The sequence below is a fragment of the Actinomycetospora sp. 2LY8.5 genome (assembly GCF_057180585.1).
Genome location: NZ_JBXUHE010000004.1, coordinates 400,911 through 416,759, shown reverse-complemented (window position 1 = coordinate 416,759; position 15,849 = coordinate 400,911). Strand labels below are relative to the sequence as shown.

The 15,849-nt window shown below is 74.2% G+C and carries 20 protein-coding genes; 8 read left to right on the top strand and 12 right to left on the bottom strand.

The features are described 5' to 3' along the window. Positions 1–68: 68 nt before the first annotated feature. Positions 69–353, bottom strand: a complete 285-nt coding sequence (locus tag AC2A1K_RS08385) for a hypothetical protein (RefSeq protein ID WP_483895849.1) — start codon at positions 351–353, stop codon at positions 69–71. Positions 354–453: 100 nt separating this feature from the next. Here AC2A1K_RS08385 and AC2A1K_RS08380 point away from each other — a divergent pair, with 100 nt between their 5' ends. Continuing rightward, on the top strand, positions 454–1,263 hold the full coding sequence (locus tag AC2A1K_RS08380; RefSeq protein WP_483895848.1) for an SDR family oxidoreductase: 810 nt from the start codon (positions 454–456) through the stop codon (positions 1,261–1,263). Positions 1,264–1,266: 3 nt separating this feature from the next. On the opposite strand, the gene AC2A1K_RS08375 is transcribed toward AC2A1K_RS08380, so the two are convergent. After that, complete coding sequence (locus tag AC2A1K_RS08375) at positions 1,267–2,091, bottom strand: alpha/beta hydrolase (RefSeq protein WP_483895847.1); 825 nt, start codon at positions 2,089–2,091, stop codon at positions 1,267–1,269. A gap of 61 nt (positions 2,092–2,152) precedes the next feature. Between AC2A1K_RS08375 and AC2A1K_RS08370 the strand changes: the two genes are divergently transcribed. Then, the gene (locus AC2A1K_RS08370) at positions 2,153–3,061 is read left to right on the top strand and encodes a methionyl-tRNA formyltransferase (RefSeq protein WP_483895846.1); all 909 of its coding nucleotides are present in this window, start codon (positions 2,153–2,155) and stop codon (positions 3,059–3,061) included. Here the strand turns inward: AC2A1K_RS08370 and AC2A1K_RS08365 are convergent. From AC2A1K_RS08365 to AC2A1K_RS08325, 9 genes are all read right to left on the bottom strand, one after another. After that, on the bottom strand, positions 3,058–3,780 hold the full coding sequence (locus AC2A1K_RS08365) for a pentapeptide repeat-containing protein (protein WP_483895845.1): 723 nt from the start codon (positions 3,778–3,780) through the stop codon (positions 3,058–3,060). The two genes, AC2A1K_RS08370 and AC2A1K_RS08365, sit on opposite strands and share 4 nt — an antisense overlap. Positions 3,781–3,797: 17 nt before the next feature. Beyond that, positions 3,798–4,301, bottom strand: a complete 504-nt coding sequence (locus tag AC2A1K_RS08360) for an SRPBCC domain-containing protein (RefSeq protein ID WP_483895844.1) — start codon at positions 4,299–4,301, stop codon at positions 3,798–3,800. Beyond that, positions 4,298–4,636 carry an ArsR/SmtB family transcription factor gene (locus AC2A1K_RS08355; RefSeq protein WP_483895843.1) on the bottom strand — a complete coding sequence of 113 codons (339 nt, stop codon included), beginning with the start codon at positions 4,634–4,636 and terminating at the stop codon, positions 4,298–4,300. Before AC2A1K_RS08355 ends, AC2A1K_RS08360 begins: the two co-directional genes overlap by 4 nt. Positions 4,637–4,764: 128 nt before the next feature. Further along, a complete protein-coding gene (locus AC2A1K_RS08350) occupies positions 4,765–6,054 on the bottom strand; it encodes a cytochrome P450 (protein WP_483895842.1) in 1,290 nt (429 codons plus the stop codon). 41 nt (positions 6,055–6,095) lie between these two features. Next, on the bottom strand, positions 6,096–7,085 hold the full coding sequence (locus tag AC2A1K_RS08345) for an AraC family transcriptional regulator (protein ID WP_483895841.1): 990 nt from the start codon (positions 7,083–7,085) through the stop codon (positions 6,096–6,098). Between the two features lie 6 nt (positions 7,086–7,091). Beyond that, the gene (locus tag AC2A1K_RS08340) at positions 7,092–7,499 is read right to left on the bottom strand and encodes a tautomerase family protein (RefSeq protein WP_483895840.1); all 408 of its coding nucleotides are present in this window, start codon (positions 7,497–7,499) and stop codon (positions 7,092–7,094) included. A gap of 2 nt (positions 7,500–7,501) precedes the next feature. Continuing rightward, entirely contained in the window at positions 7,502–8,944 is a 1,443-nt protein-coding gene (locus tag AC2A1K_RS08335; RefSeq protein ID WP_483895839.1) for an aldehyde dehydrogenase, read from the bottom strand. Then, positions 8,944–9,978, bottom strand: coding sequence for a 4-hydroxy-2-oxovalerate aldolase (dmpG, locus tag AC2A1K_RS08330; protein ID WP_483895838.1), 1,035 nt, complete (start codon positions 9,976–9,978; stop codon positions 8,944–8,946). The genes AC2A1K_RS08335 and dmpG overlap by 1 nt, the downstream gene beginning before the upstream one ends. Continuing rightward, complete coding sequence (locus tag AC2A1K_RS08325) at positions 9,975–10,916, bottom strand: acetaldehyde dehydrogenase (acetylating) (RefSeq protein ID WP_483895837.1); 942 nt, start codon at positions 10,914–10,916, stop codon at positions 9,975–9,977. The genes dmpG and AC2A1K_RS08325 overlap by 4 nt, the downstream gene beginning before the upstream one ends. A 147-nt stretch (positions 10,917–11,063) precedes the next feature. On the opposite strand from AC2A1K_RS08325, the gene AC2A1K_RS08320 reads away from it, so the two are divergent. After that, positions 11,064–11,192: a hypothetical protein gene (locus AC2A1K_RS08320; protein ID WP_483895836.1), complete on the top strand. Its 129-nt coding sequence runs from the start codon at positions 11,064–11,066 to the stop codon at positions 11,190–11,192. Here the strand turns inward: AC2A1K_RS08320 and AC2A1K_RS08315 are convergent. Then, entirely contained in the window at positions 11,177–11,617 is a 441-nt protein-coding gene (locus AC2A1K_RS08315; RefSeq protein ID WP_483895835.1) for a nuclear transport factor 2 family protein, read from the bottom strand. The genes AC2A1K_RS08320 and AC2A1K_RS08315 overlap by 16 nt on opposite strands. Before the next feature lie 123 nt (positions 11,618–11,740). Between AC2A1K_RS08315 and AC2A1K_RS08310 the strand changes: the two genes are divergently transcribed. The 5 genes from AC2A1K_RS08310 (at position 11,741) to AC2A1K_RS08290 (ending at position 15,639) form a co-directional block, all read left to right on the top strand. Beyond that, the gene (locus AC2A1K_RS08310) at positions 11,741–13,060 is read left to right on the top strand and encodes an alpha-hydroxy-acid oxidizing protein (protein WP_483895834.1); all 1,320 of its coding nucleotides are present in this window, start codon (positions 11,741–11,743) and stop codon (positions 13,058–13,060) included. 18 nt (positions 13,061–13,078) lie between these two features. Next, positions 13,079–13,828, top strand: coding sequence for a histidine phosphatase family protein (locus AC2A1K_RS08305; RefSeq protein ID WP_483895833.1), 750 nt, complete (start codon positions 13,079–13,081; stop codon positions 13,826–13,828). A 78-nt stretch (positions 13,829–13,906) separates the two neighbouring features. Further along, positions 13,907–14,191, top strand: a complete 285-nt coding sequence (locus tag AC2A1K_RS08300; protein WP_483895832.1) for a hypothetical protein — start codon at positions 13,907–13,909, stop codon at positions 14,189–14,191. A 201-nt stretch (positions 14,192–14,392) separates the two neighbouring features. Continuing rightward, a complete protein-coding gene (locus AC2A1K_RS08295; protein ID WP_483895831.1) occupies positions 14,393–15,196 on the top strand; it encodes an enoyl-CoA hydratase in 804 nt (267 codons plus the stop codon). A 41-nt stretch (positions 15,197–15,237) separates the two neighbouring features. Then, a complete protein-coding gene (locus AC2A1K_RS08290; RefSeq protein ID WP_483895830.1) occupies positions 15,238–15,639 on the top strand; it encodes a VOC family protein in 402 nt (133 codons plus the stop codon). Positions 15,640–15,849: the final 210 nt, after the last annotated feature.

Here is a 15,849-nt window from a genome sequence, read left to right as displayed (position 1 = left end):
ACGTGCCGACCCCTCCGGCGCCGCCGACACCCCCAACGGATGCCCATCCTGCCGATCTTCAGCCACGGTCAACTGTGTACTCCTTCAGCTCCAGCTGATCTTCGTACACAGACCATCTGACAGGCCCTCGCCGCGAGCGGCGTGAGCCCACGCGACCAATGGAAGTCCAGGAACCAGAAGCCCTGCTCGTCCCCAGGCCTGAAGGGGCTCGCCGCGTCGACGATGTACGGCATCTCGAAGTGCTCCGGCTTGAAGCCCGGGTACCACTCGCCCGTGGCGAACTCGTCCACCGGCACCACGTTGGCCATCTGATCCTCCTCGTCGATGAGCGCTGGATCACCGTTCATCCCCACGGCGCTGTGATGCAAGCAACACGTTCCACCACTGCGAACGTTGCCCGCCACCGAACGGGGGCGTGGGTCGGCCGCCCGGGTGTCCCTAGGGTCGCGGGGCATGACCGAGCCCTCGCCGACGGTCGAGCTCCCCGATCGACGTGCTCCCCGGGATGCTGCGTCGCCCCAGGCCGTCGTCGTCGGTGCCACCGGCGCCCTGGGCGGGGCGATCGTGGGCCGGCTGCGCTCGCGCGGGCTGCCGGTGCTCGCCGTCGCCCGCTCGTCCGAGGCGCTCGCCGCACTGTCGGCCGACGACGAGGGCGTCGGAGCCTGCGCCGCGGACATCGGCGACGACGGTGCGGGCGAGGTGATCGCCGAGGCGCTGCGGACGCGGGACCTGCCGGTGCGGATGGTCGTGCAGGCCGCGGGGCTGCCCGCGCTCGGCGGCCTGGACGCCGTCGAGCCCGCGGCGCTCGGCGCGGCGGTCGCGCTGAAGGTCGGGGGCCTGGTGCGCCTGGTCCGTGCCGCCGACCCGTGGCTGGGCGAGGGCTCGCGGATCGTCGCGCTCGGCGGGCACTACGGTGCCGAGCCGTCGCGGCACGTCCCGGGCGCGGGGGTCACCAACGCGGCGCTCGCGAACCTCGTACGGCAGCTCGCCGACGCCTACGGCGCGCGGGGGATCACCGCACACCTGGTGGCCCCGGGACCCGCCGACACCGACCGGCTGCGCCGGCTCTCGGCCTCGCAGGCCGAGGCGCGCGGCGTCGACGTGGAGGACGTCCTCGCCGAGCGCCGGGCCGAGTCGCCGCTGGGCGCGATGGTCAGCCCGCACCAGGTGGCGTGGGCGGTCGCGACGCTGCTGGACCCCGAGGCGTCGGCGCTGACCGGCTCCACCCTGGCCCTGGACATGGGCGCGCGGCGGGGGATCTGACCGTCAGCGGAGGCGGTCGGCATGGGCGACGACCGCGCCGACCACCGCCGGGCCGTGCCCGAGCACGGCGTCGTTGTGGTCCCCGCCCGGCACGGCCACGACGTCCCCGCCGGCCGCCGCGGCCACCGCACGGCTCTGCGCCGGCGGGATCGTGCGGTCGGCCTCGCCGAGCACGACGGTGGTGGGCACGCGGGCCCGGGCGACGAGCTCGCTGACCGGGAACCGGTCGGCCAGCAGCACCCGGACCGGGAGGAACGGGTAGACGAGCTCGCCGATCGAGGCGAGGTCGACGAACGGTGAGCGCAGCACCAGGCCCGCCACCGGCGCCTCGGTCGCGAGCCGTGCCACCACCGCGGACCCCATGCTCTCGCCCAGGTAGAGCAGGCGTCGCGGGTCGACGCCGCGGTCGCGGACGAGGTGCTCCCGGGCCGCGCGGGCGTCGGCCGCGAGCCCCTCCTCGCTCGGACTGCCGGGGTTGCCTCCGAAGCCGCGGTAGTCGAACAGCAGGACGTCGAGACCCTGCTCGGCGAGCGCCGCCGCGAGCGGTGAGCGTGCCGAGCGGTCGCCGGCGTTGCCGTTCGCGACCAGCACCGTCACCTCGCGTCGCTCGCCGCGCGCCGGGACGAACCACGCGCCGAGCGCGAGCCCGTCGGTGGTCGTGAGCGTGACGTCCTGCGCCTGCGCGAGCACGGTCGCCGCCGGCTCGACCGGCCCGGTCGACGGCACGTACACGATCTCGCGCTGGAACAGCCACAGCGCGCCCACCAGCACGAGCGCGGCCACGAGCAGTACGCCGACGCCGGTGACGACCCGCCTCGTCACGACCATGCCTGTTCGTCCTCTAGGTCCGAAATGGTAGGCATTGTCCCCGACTGGGGAGGTGGTGCTCGTGGAGATCGCACTCGTCGCCGAGGAGGCCGCGGGGACCCGCGCGCTGCAGCGTGTCGCGGGCAGTGATCACCGGCTGCGCGTGGTCCTGACCGCGAGCCGTGCCGACGAGCCCCGGAGCGTCGCCGCGACGGCCGCCGATCTGGGCGTGCCGACGATGCCCGCGGACCGCGTCCGCGACCCCGGTCTCGCCGACGTGCTGCGCGATGCGGGGATCGACGTGCTGCTCAACGTGCACTCGCTGCACCTCGTCCGCCCCGAGATCCTCGAGGCGCCCCGAGTCGGTGCGTTCAACCTCCACCCTGGACCTCTGCCCGAGTGTGCGGGTCTCAACGCTCCCAGCTGGGCGATCGCGCGAGGCCACGCCGAGCACGGCGTGACGCTGCACCGGATGGAGGCCGGGATCGACACCGGCGACGTCGTCGAGCAGATCCGCTTCCCGATCACGCCCGAGGACACCGCGCTCACCGTCTCGGTGAAGTGCGTCGGCCGCGGCCAGGAGCTCGTCGACCGTCTGCTCGCGCACCTCGACGCCGGTGTCGTGCCGCAGCGTCCGCAGGACCTCGCCGCCCGGCGCTACTTCGGCCGCGACGTCCCGTACGACGGCCGGGTGCCCTGGTCGAAGCCGGCCCGCGAGGTCGTCGACTTCGTGCGGGCCTGCGACTACGGGCCCTACCCGTCGCCCTGGGGCGTCCCGACGACCGACCGCGACGGCGCCGAGCTCGGCGTGGTGCGCCTTGCGACCACCGGATGCCCGTGCGCGGGCCGGTCCGCCGGCGAGGTGGACGTCGACGACGAGGGCCCGATCGTCGCGACCGCCGACCAGTGGGTCCGCCCGCGCCGGCTGGTCGTCTCCGGCCGGGGTTGCGACCCCGCCACGGTGCTGCGGGCCGGGGACCGGCTCGCCTAGATCACCTGGAGGCCGAGCGCGCGGCACACGTCGGCGGCCTGCTCGGTCGAGACGATGGCGCCGCGGAGCACCGCCGGCGTCTCCGGGGTGATCTCGCCGAGGTCGGCGCCGCGCAGGTCCGCGCCCTCCAGGCGGGCGTGGGTGAGGTCGGTGCCGCGCAGCGCGCAGTCGGTGAGCACGGCGTCGCGCAGGTCGGCGCCCGAGAGGTCCGCGTCGGAGAGGTCGACGCGCTCGAGGCGCCAGCCGCGCAGGGCGGCGTCGGCGAGTCGGGCGAGGGCGAGCGAGCTCCCGGTCACCGAGAACGTGACCGCGAGGCTACGCATCCCGGTCAGGTCGGCACCGATCATGCGGCAGTCGCGGAACTCGGTGTCGGTGAGCCGGGAGCCGACGAGGCGGGCGCGGGAGAGGTCGACGCCCGCGAAGACCGCGTCGGTGAGGTCGGCGTCGCCCAGATCCGCCTCGGCGAGCGAGCCGCCCTCCACGGTCGCGCCGTCCAGGACCGCGCCGCGCAGCCGCACCCTCGTCAGCGTGCAGCGCTCCAGCGTCGCCGTGCCGAGATCGACGCCGGAGAGGTCGAGCTCGGTGAGGTCGCAGCGCCGGAGCACCCACGGCCCGCCGTCGCTCAGCGCCTCGCGGACCGCCTCGGGGTCGGCCCGCGAGAAGTCCATGTCGGCGACCTCGGGGCCGTGCTCCAGCGCGGCGAGGGGGTCGGTGCTCACGGGCACCGAGTGTGCCGTCAGCCCGGGACCGGAGCGCCCGAGGGCACGCCCGCGTCGACGTAGGCCTGGTAGAGCTCCTCCCACCCCGTAGTCTCCGCGGGGGGCGGGTTCCCGGCGACGGCCGCGTCGAGCGCCTCGAGGCACTGGTCCCAGCCGGTGGCGTTGCGCGAGGCCGCGTCGCGCTCCTCGATGAGGTGGGTGAACGTCAGCCGCGTGCGCCCGTCGTGCAGGGTCTCGACCTCGAACCACAATTGCTCGCTGCCCCACGAGAACCCGACGCGGTGCGGCGGCTCGTGGACGAGGACCTCGCCGTCGCCGCCGTCCCCGTCGGTCTCGAAGGTGTAGGTGATCGCCGCGCCCTGCGCCCACGCCGTCGGGGCGACGCGGGCCGGGAACCAGTGGGCGAGCTCGCCGGGGTCGGTGAGCATGGTGAACACCCGGTCCGCGGGGTGGTCGTACTCGCGGACGAAGCGCAGCGCGGGGCGTCCGTCGATCTCGAGGTAACTGCCGGTGGGGTTCACGGGGTGTCCTTCCGCGGGTGGGTCTCCTCGAGACGCCGGCCGAGGGCGTCCAGGCTGTCGGACCACAGCCGCCGGTAGGGCGCCAGCCAGGCGTCGAGGGCGACGAGCGGCGCCGGGTCGACCTCGTAGACCCGGCGCTGGGCCTCGGCGCGCGCCCGCACCAGCCCGGCCTCGCGCAGCACCCGCAGGTGCTTCGACGTGCTGGGCTGGCTGAGCTCGAGCACGTCGACGAGCTCGCCGACGGCCCGGGGCCGCTCGCGCAGCAGCCCGAGCAGGGCGCGCCGGTGCGGGTCGGCGAGCGCCGCCCACGTCCCGGTGTCCGGTGCGGTGGTCACGGCGCCGAGCATGCCGTACGAGGAATATTCCGCGCAAGGCATGGAGCGTGCGAGGGCATCGTGATCAACGGGGACTTCGCGCGCCTAGAAGCAGCGAACGCCACGTTCGCTGCGAACCCGGCGCGCGCTCACCACGTGACGTCGAGGGTCTCCAGGCCGCGGAAGAAGTAGCTAGCGATGTAGCTGGGCTCGTAGCCGTCGGCCAGGCGCATGCCGGGCAGGCGGCGCACCAGCGTCTCGAGCGCCACGCGGATCTCGGCGCGGGCCATCGGCGCCCCGGGGCAGACGTGCAGGCCGCGCCCGAAGGCGAGGTGGTCGCGCACGTTGGTGCGGTCGATGTCGACGACGTCGGGGTCGGGGAACCTGGTCTCGTCGCGATTGCCCGAACCGAACAGGAGCAGCACCATCGTGCCGGCCGGCAGGTCGGTGCCCCCGAGGCTCGTGTCCCGGGTCGTGATCCGGAACAGGCCCCGGTGGGGCGCGTCGCGCCGCAGGACCTCCTCGGTGACTTTCGGGATCGCCTTCGCGGGGTCCGCGACGACCCGCGCGTGGACACCGGGGTTCTGGAGGATCGCCAGCATCGTCGCGGTGATCGCGTCCCGGGTGGTGTCGAAGCCGGCGACGCGGGCGGCCCCGCGCACGACGTTGATGACGTAGTGGTCGTCGAGGCCGGGGAACCCGTTGGCCCCGTGCACCAGGTCGGAGACGAGGTCCTCGCGCCGGTGCGCGCGCCGGTCGTCGATGAGGGCCTGCAGGTAGACGGTGTAGTCGGCCATCCGGCGGGCCGAGGCGATGCGGTCGGAGAGGGGGGCGAGGAGGTTCCAGAGCATGTTGACGTCGTCGGTCCACTGCTGGATCTGCTCGCCGTCCTCCGCCGGGAAGCCGATGATCGCGTTGATCACCGACTGCACGAACGGGACGGCGTAGCCGCCGACCAGATCGGCGCGACCGCCTCCTCGGGTCGAGCTGCGCTCCCCTGTCGGCGTGCTGTGTTCGATGTCTCCCGCGTCGAAGCCGTCGATCAGCGACTCGGCCGTCGCGCGCATCGTCGGCAGCATCGCGCGCACGCGGGCCCCGGTGAAGCCGGCGTCGAACACGCGCCGGATCGGGTGGTGGGCGGGTTCGTCCTCGTTGACCACCGCGTTCGTCTCGGGGACGTTGCCGGCCCTCAGGACCTCGGTGACCTCCGGCGGATTCCAGTAGATCTTCGGCACCGCGACCGCCGAGGAGTAGGTCGCCGGGTCGTCGATGACGGTGACGAGGTCGTCGTACTTCGTCACCATGTACGCGCCCAGGACAGGGTTGATCATGGGTGAGTGGGCGCGCGCCTCGCGGTAGAACAGGTGTGGGTCCTCCCGGTGCGGGCTGACCATCGGATTGAACTCGAGCGCGGGGCGGCTCTCGTCGGTGGCGGTCACGGCGTCGTGCCTCCCAGGGGCGGCGTGGTGGGTCACCGACGCTAGGTGTGGCGTGGCTCACCCGTCGATCCGCGCGCGGTAGCCCGTGCGCCGGATCCGGCAGTGCGCGAGGGCGGCTCGCCGAACGCCTCGCGGTAGGACCGGGCGAAGCGGCCGAGGTGGGTGAAACCCCAGCGCATGGCCACATCGGCCACCCCGCCCCGGCCCGCCGCGAGGTCGGCGCGGGCACGGCGCAGGCGCACGTCGCGCACGAGCGCCATGGGGGAGACGCCGTGGTGACGGACCATGCCGTCGCGCAGGCCGCGCACGCTGACCCCGGCGATCTCGGCGAGCGAGGTGACCGTCCACGGGTGCTCGGGACGCTCGACGACGGCGGCCGTCGCGCGGCGCACCGACCGCGGCCCCACGGCGGTGGCCGGCACGGCGAGGGCGTCGCGGTAGGGATGGTCCGCCGTGTGCAGCAGGCCCGCGACGACGGCCTCGATCAGCGGGCCCATCACGCGCGGGTCGGCGGCCAGCCCGCGCGGGTCGGCCGCGAGGTCGGCGAGCGTGCGCACCAGCGACCACCACCGCCGGCCGCCCTCGGTCTCGAGGTCGATCGTCGGTGCCAGCGCGACCGCACCGCGCACCGGCCGGTCGAGCAGGGAGGCGAGCTGGTCCTCCAGGGCACCGCGCTCGATCTTCAGCCCGAACAGGCGCCCGCCCTGGGCCCACCCGTGCAGGCGGGCGGTGCCGTCGGGGCGGTAGACCGCCGCGGTCGTCGCGGTGGAGCACACGTCGGCGCGCCCGCTGCGCGTGCGCAGGACCCCGTCCAGGGCGATGTTCACCTCGTAGCCGGTGGCCAGCTCCCCGGTCTCGATCACCACTTCGCCGCCGTAGGACAGCACGCCGGCCGCGACCGACCCGAGGTCGACCGCCGAGAGTGACATCGAGAACGCGCCCGGGTCGTGGAGCATGGTCAGGCGGTGCGGGAAGTAGATCTCTGCACACTGCGCCCGGGCGCGATCCGGGTCCGAGGTCGTGACCTGCACGGCGGCCTACCCGGCCGCCGCCCGCGCCGCGATCTCGTCCCGGCGCGCGCCGGACGCCGGGACGCCGCCGATCGCCCAGTCGTCCGGCGGGACCTGGACGATCCGCCCGCGCACGCGCGACCGCTGCACCCCGAGCACGTCGACGATCAGGTCGGTGAACTCGGCGAGCAGGCGGTGACGCTGCTCGACCGGCCGACCCTCGAGCACGAGCGCGGTGAAGTACGGGGCGGGCTCGACCTGCGTCGACCCACCGACCGCCCAGTGCTGCGGCGCGTGCAGCGTCAGGGAGGCGCGCACGCGCTCGATCGGCGACTCCAGCACCTCGGCGTAGCGCAGGCTGAGGCGTTCGAGCAGCCGCGCGTGCTCGGCGGGGGAGTGGTCGCCCTCGACGAGGTGCAGCTCCAGGATCGGCATCGCTAGCTCCCGTCCGGCCGGATGGCCATCACCACCGCCTGCGGCTCGGTGAAGAACTCGCGACTGAAGTCGCCGCCCTCCCGGCCCACGCCCGAGTCGCCCATGCCGCCGAACGGCGCCCGCAGGTCGCGGACGAAGAAGCAGTTCACCCACACCGTGCCCGCCCGCAGCGCGCCGGCGACGCGGTGGGCGCGGGAGAGGTTCTCGGTGAACACCATGGCGTTGAGGCCGTAGGGCGAGTCGTTGGCGGCGTGCACGGCCTGCGCCTCGGTGTCGAACGGCGTGATCGAGACGACCGGCCCGAAGATCTCCTCGCGCTGCACCGGGGCATCGGCCGGCGCGTCGACGACGACGGTCGGGCGCACGGTCCAGCCGTCACCGAGACCGCCGGTCAGGATCTTGCCGCCGTGCTGCTCGATGCCCTCGAGGTACGAGCGCACCTTCCGGTGGTGGGTCTCGGAGGCCAGCGGGCCGATCTGGGTGCCCGACCGCTTCGGGTCGCCGACGACGAGCGCCTCGGCCGCGGCCTGGAACCGCTCGACGAACTCGTCGTACACCCCGCGCTGGACGTAGAGCCGCGAGCCCGCGAGGCACACCTGCCCGGCGTTGGTGAAGATCGCCTTGATCGACCAGTCGACGGCGCCGCCCAGCTCGGCGTCGTCGAAGACGAGGTTCGCGCCCTTGCCGCCCAGCTCGAGGCTGACCGGGACGAGGTTCCGCGCGGCCGCCTCGGAGATGACCCGGCCGGTGCCCGACTCGCCGGTGAAGGTGATCCGGTCGACGCGCGGGTCGGCGGTGAGCGCCGCGCCCGCCGAGTCGGGCCCGAAGCCGTGCAGCACGTTGAGCACACCCGCCGGCATGCCCGCCTCGAGCGCGAGCCGGGCGAGCATCGTCGCCGAGCACGGGGTGTCCTCCGCGGGCTTGAGCACCACGGTGTTGCCCCAGGCCAGCGCCGGCGCGACCTTCCAGGACTCGAGCATGAGCGGGAAGTTCCACGGCGCGATCGCCGCCGCGACCCCGGCCGGCGGGAACCGCGAGTACGCGTGGTGCCCGCTGTCCATGGGCAGCGCGTCGCCGTGGGCGAGCCGAGCGTGGTCGGCGAAGAACCGGATGTTCTGCGCGGTGCGCGGCACGTCCTTGCCGCGCGAGTCGTCGATCGGCTTGCCCATGTCGGTGGTGTCGGCGAGGGCGAGCTCGTCGAGGTGCTCGCCGACGAGGTCCGCGAGCCGGTGCAGGATCGCGCCCCGCTCGGCGAAGCCCATCCGCGGCCACGGGCCCTCGTCGAACGCCCGGCGCGCCGCGGTGACGGCGCGCTCGGCGTCCGCCGACGACCCGAGCGCGACGTCCGCGTGGGGCTCGCGCGTCGCCGGATCGATCGTCGGGAAGGTGGCGCCGTCGAGGCTCTCGACCTCGGCGCCGTCGATGACGTGCGGCACGAAGACCATCAGCCCTGCTCCCTCTCTCGGGCCAGCTCCAGGGCGATGTCGATGATCATGTCCTCCTGGCCGCCGACGAGGCCCAGCTCGCCGCAGCGGCGCAGGATGTCGGGGACCGGGACCTTGTAGCGCTCGCCCGCGTGCTCGGCGTGCAGCAGGAAGCTGGAGTAGACGCCCGCCCAGCCCTGGGTGATGGCGTTGCGGTCCATCTTCGGCCAGCGGTGCAGGTAGGGGCGCACGACGTCCTCGGCGGCGTCGAGCAGCGCGGTGACGTCGACGCCGGTCTCGATGCCCATGCGGTCGAACACCGCGGCGAGCACCTCGGTGGGCGAGTTGCCCGATCCGGCGCCGAGCGCGCACAGCGACCCGTCGATCTCCTTGACGCCCAGCTCCGCCGCGATCACGGAGTTCGCGACACCGAGCGAGAGGTTCTGGTGGCCGTGGTAGCCGACCCACGCCTCGTCGCCCACCTCGGCGAGCAGCGCCTCGAACCGCGCCCGCGCGTCGTTCATGAGCAGCGCGCCCGCGGAGTCGGTGACGTACGGGCACTGGCACCCGGCGTCGACCATGATCCGGGCCTGCTTCGCGAGGTCCGCCGGCGACGTGCGGTGGGCCATCATGAGGAACCCGACCGTCTCCATGCCCAGGTCGCGCGCCACCCCGAAGTGCTGGGGCGAGACGTCGGCCTCGGTGCAGTGGGTGGCGACGCGGACGACGTCGGCGCCGGCGTCGCGCGCCCGGCGCAGGTCCTCGACCGTCCCGATCCCGGGCACCAGCAGCACCGCGATCTTCGCCTGCTTCGCCTCCTCGCGGGCCGCGGCGACGAGCTCCAGCTCGTTCGTGTGCGAGAAGCCGTAGTTGAAGCTCGAGCCGCCCAGCCCGTCGCCGTGGGTGACCTCGATGACCTCGACGCCGGCGCGGTCGAGCGCGCGGACGGTGTCCCGGACCTGCTCGGAGGTGAACTGGTGGGCCTGGGCGTGGCTGCCGTCGCGCAGCGTGGTGTCGGTGAGGCGGACGTCGTGGCGGATCTCCGGGCGGCTCATGCCGGCACCTCTGCTTCCCGGGTCGAGCTCCGCTCGGCCGCGTCTCCCATGTCCCTGGCGATCAGCTCGCCGACCTGCGCCGCGGCGGCGGTCATGATGTCGAGGTTGCCGGCGTACTCGGGCAGGTAGTCGCCGTTGCCCTTGACCTCGAGGAACACGGCCACCCGGCCGTTCCCGCCCCACTTCTCGCTCGGCGGGTCGAACTGCGGCTCGGCGCGCAGGGTGTAGCCCGGGACGTACTGCTGGACGCGCGCGACCATGTCGTGCACCGAGGCCGCGACGGCGCCGGTGTCGACCTCCGGCGGCAGCGAGCAGAACACCGTGTCGCGCATGATCATCGGCGGCTCGACCGGGTTGAGGATGATGATCGCCTTGCCGCGCTCGGCACCGCCGACCTCCTCGACGGCCCCCGCCGTGGTCTGCGTGAACTCGTCGATGTTGGCGCGCGTACCCGGGCCCGCCGAGCGCGACGCCGCCGACGCGACGATCTCCGCGTACGCCACCGGCGCGACCCGCGAGACGGCGGCGACGATCGGGATGGTCGCCTGCCCGCCGCAGGTGATCATGTTGATGTCGGGGGCGGTGAGGTGCTCGCCCATGTTCACCGCCGGGCACACCATCGGCCCGAGGTGCGCAGGCGTCAGGTCGACGGCGGTGATGCCCGCCTCCGCGTAGCGCGGGGCGTTCGCCACGTGCGCCTTCGCCGACGTCGCCTCGAACACGATGCGGGGAAGCGGGTCCTGGCGCAGTAGCCAGTCGACGCCCTCGGCCGACGCGGGCACGCCCGCCGCCCGCGCGCGTTCCAGCCCGTCGGACTCGACCACGCCGACCATCGCCGTGACCTCGATGCGCGAGCTCCGCGCGAGCTTGGCCAGCAGGTCGGTGCCGATGTTGCCCGGGCCGACGATCGCGGCCGGGACCTTCGCAGGCGCACTCATGCCGGCAGCGTGACACCGCTCACCGACAGCGCGGAACCGCAGCGTTCCGCTGGCCGGGACGGGTCCTCCGACGTCAGGTGAGCAGCTGCCGCCCCGCCCGGGCCGCGCGGCCCGGCCCGTCATCTCCGAGACGACGGTTGCCACCACGTGTCGGCGATGCTGGCCACGCGCGAGGTCCGCACCCGCCGCGAGGCCGCGGCCGTCGCGCGCACCCCGGGTGTGGCGCCCGATCGCCGCCGCACCCTGCGCCGGCTCCCCTGTCAGGCGTGCGGGTAGCCCCGCCCGGCGTAGTCGAAGCCGCCCAGCTCGAGGCGGGTGTGGTCGGGGGCCTGCGGCGAGGCGTAGTAGGCGCGGATCTCGGTGATGCGGCCCTCGTCGTCGAACTCGTACCACTCCGCGCCGCGCAGGATCACCCCGAGCGAGCCCTTGTGGTGGGTCCACTCGCAGACGGCCTCGCGGCGCGGTTCGTCGACGACGATCGCGTCCACCGTCCACGACGACCCTCGCTCGCGGACCGCGGTGGCCCAGCGCTGCGCGATCACGCGCGCGCCCACCCAGGGTCCGTCGTACATGTCCGGCGGGAAGTAGTGCCGGGCGTTCCCGGCGAGGTGGGCGGCGACCGCGTCCGCGTCCCCGGACGTGCACGCGTCCATGTAGCCCCGCACCGTGGCCTCGAGCTCCGCCGACGTCGTCCCGGTCAACGCGCCTCCTTCGTCGGGTGTGTGCCGCGCGAGGATGCGGATTGCCCGACGTTCGACGCAAGCGTGGCCCCCAGGCTGGAACACGCGCGGCCGACCGAGAGCGTCGGCGCGAGGATGGGCGGCATGGGCCAGAGCGGGCGGGTGCGGCAGGACGAGGTGTACCGGGCGGGGATCACCGGGCGGCGCCCGGCGGTCCCGACGGCGTTCCCGGCGCTGGAGCGGCGGGCGCGGTGGGCGATGTCGCGGCGGGCCCACGCCTACGTCGCCGGCGGCGCCGGGAGCGAGGAGACGGTCCGCGCCAACCGGGCGGCGTTCGAACGGCACCGGGTCGTGCCCCGGATGCTGCGCGGGGTGGGAGAGCGGGACACCTCGGTCGAGCTGTTCGGCCGCCGCCACGACCACCCGCTGCTGCTCTCGCCGATCGGCGCGACCGATCTCGTGCACCGCCGCGCGGACCTCGCCGTCGCCGAGGGCGCGGCGCACGCGGGCGTCTCCATGATCGTGTCGAACCAGGCCGGCTTCCCGATGGAGGAGATCGCCCCGCGCGCCACGGCGGGCTGGTGGTCGCAGCTGTACTGGTCGACCTCCGACGACCTCGTCGACAGCTTCCTGCAGCGCGCCGAGGCGGCCGGTGCGGAGGCGGTCGTGGTCACCCTCGACACGACGACGCTCGGGTGGCGCCCGCGCGACCTCGACCTCGGGCACCTGCCCTTCGCCCGCGGGCTCGGCATCGCGCAGTACACATCGGACCCGGTGTTCGCGCGGCTGGCACGGGAGACCGCCGACAGGGCCTCGGACGCGAAGCGCCGCGGAGCCGGTCCATCGACTCGGCGGGCGAGCCCGCGCCCGACACCGGCGGCCGTGCGGACGCTGCTCGAGATCAGCCGCCACCATCCCGGACGGTTCGTCGACAACCTCCGCTCACCGTTGCCACGCGCGGCCGTCGAGACGTTCCTGCGCGTCTACTCGCGCCCGACGCTCTCGTGGGACGACATCGCGACGCTGCGTTCGCGGACACGCCTGCCGGTCGTGCTCAAGGGCGTCCTACACCCCGACGACGCTCGGCGTGCCCTGGACCACGGCGTCGACGGCGTGCTGGTCAGCAACCACGGCGGGCGCCAGGTGGACGGGTCGGTGCCGACGCTCGACGCGCTGCCCGGTGTCGTGCAGGCCGTCGACGGGCGCGCGCCGGTGCTGCTCGACTCCGGGGTCCGCAGCGGCTCCGACGCCGCTCGGGCCCTGGCCCTCGGCGCGACCGCGGTGTGCCTCGGCCGGCCTTGGGTCTACGGGCTCGCGCTGGCCGGGGCGGCGGGCGTGGCGCAGGTCGTGCGCGACGTCCTCGCCGAGCTCGACCTCACGCTCGCGCTCGCCGGGGCCCGCACGCCCGCGGAGGTGGAGCTGGCGTTCCCCACGACGGAACCGGCCGTGCGCCCGGGACGGTGATCGCGCCAGGGTGGGGGCATGACCCGGGTGCTGCTGATCCGCCACGGAGAGACCCACGGCTACTTCGACGACGTCGGCCTCACCGAGCTCGGCGAGGAGCAGTGCCGCGCGAAGGGCAAGGAGCTCGCCGCCGCCCTCGCCCCGGGAACCCGGGTGACGATGCCGCACGCCCCCACGGCCCGGGGCACGGCGACCGCGGTGCTCCTGCGGGAGGTGCTGCTCGCCGAGCTCGGGCCGGGCAGCGACGTCGAGATCGGCGAGCTCGTGCCCGACGGCCGCTTCGACAGCCTGCAGTTCCTCTACGGCGGGCAGGCGCGCGAGTCGTCCGGGGTCGCGAAGCACCGGATCGGTCTGGAGGGCGAGCGCCCGGACTGGGCGCGGGCCTTCGACCGCTTCGACACCGACTTCGGCGCGGCTTCCCAGGCGGGCGGACCCATCGACCGCTGGATGGTCTCGACCGACCTGCACTTCGAGCCGACCCAGGTGATCGCCTACCGCGCCTGGGCCGGGATCAGGGCGCAGGCGCCGGGCACGGTGGCGCTCGCCAGCTCGCACTCGGCCCTGCTGCGGGGCTTCGCCAGCGCGGCGCTGGGTCGTGACGTCGGCGAACCGCGCAACCTCGAGCACGTCGACGTCGAGCTCGACGGCGCCCGGGCGGCGGTGACGTTCCGCGGCGAGCGCGCCGACGTGGAGGTCCCGACCGAGCTCCCGCCGTGGCTGAACCCGGCCTACCTCGACGCGGGGGAGCGCGCGGCGCACCGCTGGTGACGGTGGGTCGAGGTTTCGGCCCGTCGCCGACGGCCGATGCTCCTGGGTCACCGCCCACCACACCGGGGAGCACCCCTCATGTCCCTCGCCGACACCCTCGCCCGCGGGCGTGCCCGCCTGACCGGCGAGAACGGGCCCGTCGGCCCCTCGACCGCGGCGCAGCCCACCGAGACCGACGCCGGGCACGACCCGCGCACCGCCGCGTCCCGCCCCGCCGGCGGGGCGCACGAGGACCACCGCGGCGACCAGGGCTCGGTCACCGGCACCGGCGAGACGGACGTGTTCGTCGGCCGTGCCGCGGGGCACGACGTCGGTTACGCCGGCGAGACCGGCGCCGAGGCACGACGGGAGGGCGAGCGATGAGCGTCGGGACGGAGACCAGCGCCGACGCCTCGCGGCCGCCGACCACGCCCGCACCCACGAGGCGCGTCGCGCGATCTGGATGGACGGCGTCGCGCACTGAGTCGTCCCCGGGCCGTCGTCCCCGGGCCCCTCCGGTCGGACGGGCCGCCGTCATCCGTCTCGATCTGGCCCCTGTCGCGCACGACTGATAGACGTGGACGTATGAGCGCCACGGCTACCGGCACCTCCACGTCGTCCTCGGTACGCGTCGAGGTCGACAGGCCGACGGCGGTGCTGACGCTCGACAACCCGAAGCGCCGCAACGCGCTGTCCGTCGCCACGATGACCGAGCTGACGGCCGCACTGCGCGACGTCTCCGGGCGCGAGGGCGTCCGGGCCATCGTGCTGCGTGCCGAGGGGCCCGCGTTCTCCGCCGGTCACGACCTCTCCGAGATGGTCGACCGGACGCTCTCCGAGGAGCGCGAGGTCTTCGCGGTCTGCACGGACCTCATGAACGCGCTGCACGCGGTGCCCCAGCCCGTGATCGCCGCCGTGCAGGGGGTGGCGGTCGCCGCGGGGTGCCAGCTCGTCGCCGCCTGCGACCTCGCGGTCGCCGCCGAGGGCGCGGTGTTCGGCACGCCCGGCGTGAAGATCGGGCTGTTCTGCTCCACACCGATGGTCGCGGTGACCCGTGCGGTCGGCCGCAAGCGCGCGATGCAGCTGCTGCTCACCGGCGAGACGATCGACGCCGCCACCGCGGCCGAGTGGGGGCTGGTCAACCACGTCGTCCCGGCCGGCGAGCTCGACGGGGCGGTGCACGCGCTCGCGGCCAAGGTCGCCGACGCCAGTGCGGTGACCCTGCGCATCGGCAAGGAGGCGTTCTACCGGCAGGTCGACCTCCCCGAGGACGCGGCGTACGAGGAGATGCGCGAGACGATGGCGACGAACGCGATGACCTGCGACGCCCAGGAGGGCATGTCCGCCTTCCTCGCGAAGCGGGCCCCGCACTGGCAGCACCACGAGTAGCCGCCGCCTTCCCGCAACCCTCGAGGCAAAGGAGCCCGTCCATGGCCTTCCCGGCCCTGCAGCACGTCGCGATCACCGTCTCCGACCTCCAGCGCAGCACCGAGTGGTACAGCCGCCTCTTCGGCGCCGACCCGGTGCTCGACGAGGACGAGGAGGGCGGCGCGTTCCACCACACCGTCTACGTCCTCGACGGCGGCCTGCTCTTCGGCCTGCACACCCACCACGGTAAGGAGTCGAAGGACCGCTTCGACGAGCACCGCACGGGTCTGGACCACATCTCGTTCGGGCTCCCCGGCAGCGCCGAGCTCGAGCAGTGGCGCGACAAGCTCGACGCGCTGGGCATCGCCCACAGCGGCATCAAGAAGGCGCACTACGGGACGGGCATCTCGTTCCGCGATCCCGACAACATCGCTCTCGAGTTCTTCATCGCGCCCGGCACCTGAGCCGGCTCGTGCCAGGATGCAGCGAACGCCCTGTCGGCGTGCTCGGCTGGATGTTCGCTGCGTCTCTGCGCTCGAAGTCCCGTGGATCACCGGCGGGTCGCGCGCCGCGTTCGCGTGGGAAGTCGGCGTGGGTACGGCCGAGCACGGATCGTGATAGTCCTACAAAGCAACTTATCGGGTCGGTAGACGTATCCAGTGGTAGGGTGCGGC

What these genes read in the sequence shown, in the direction of transcription:
- AC2A1K_RS08295 (WP_483895831.1), top strand. Translation starts at nt 14,393, where the DNA reads ATGAGCGCCACGGCTACCGGCACCTCCACGTCGTCCTCGGTACGCGTC.
- AC2A1K_RS08380 (WP_483895848.1), top strand. Translation starts at nt 454, where the DNA reads ATGACCGAGCCCTCGCCGACGGTCGAGCTCCCCGATCGACGTGCTCCC.
- AC2A1K_RS08310 (WP_483895834.1), top strand. Translation starts at nt 11,741, where the DNA reads ATGGGCCAGAGCGGGCGGGTGCGGCAGGACGAGGTGTACCGGGCGGGG.
- AC2A1K_RS08335 (WP_483895839.1), bottom strand. Translation starts at nt 8,944, where the DNA reads ATGGTCTTCGTGCCGCACGTCATCGACGGCGCCGAGGTCGAGAGCCTC.
- AC2A1K_RS08290 (WP_483895830.1), top strand. Translation starts at nt 15,238, where the DNA reads ATGGCCTTCCCGGCCCTGCAGCACGTCGCGATCACCGTCTCCGACCTC.
- AC2A1K_RS08300 (WP_483895832.1), top strand. Translation starts at nt 13,907, where the DNA reads ATGTCCCTCGCCGACACCCTCGCCCGCGGGCGTGCCCGCCTGACCGGC.
- AC2A1K_RS08340 (WP_483895840.1), bottom strand. Translation starts at nt 7,499, where the DNA reads ATGCCGATCCTGGAGCTGCACCTCGTCGAGGGCGACCACTCCCCCGCC.
- dmpG (WP_483895838.1), bottom strand. Translation starts at nt 9,978, where the DNA reads ATGAGCCGCCCGGAGATCCGCCACGACGTCCGCCTCACCGACACCACG.
- AC2A1K_RS08305 (WP_483895833.1), top strand. Translation starts at nt 13,079, where the DNA reads ATGACCCGGGTGCTGCTGATCCGCCACGGAGAGACCCACGGCTACTTC.
- AC2A1K_RS08375 (WP_483895847.1), bottom strand. Translation starts at nt 2,091, where the DNA reads ATGGTCGTGACGAGGCGGGTCGTCACCGGCGTCGGCGTACTGCTCGTG.
- AC2A1K_RS08325 (WP_483895837.1), bottom strand. Translation starts at nt 10,916, where the DNA reads ATGAGTGCGCCTGCGAAGGTCCCGGCCGCGATCGTCGGCCCGGGCAAC.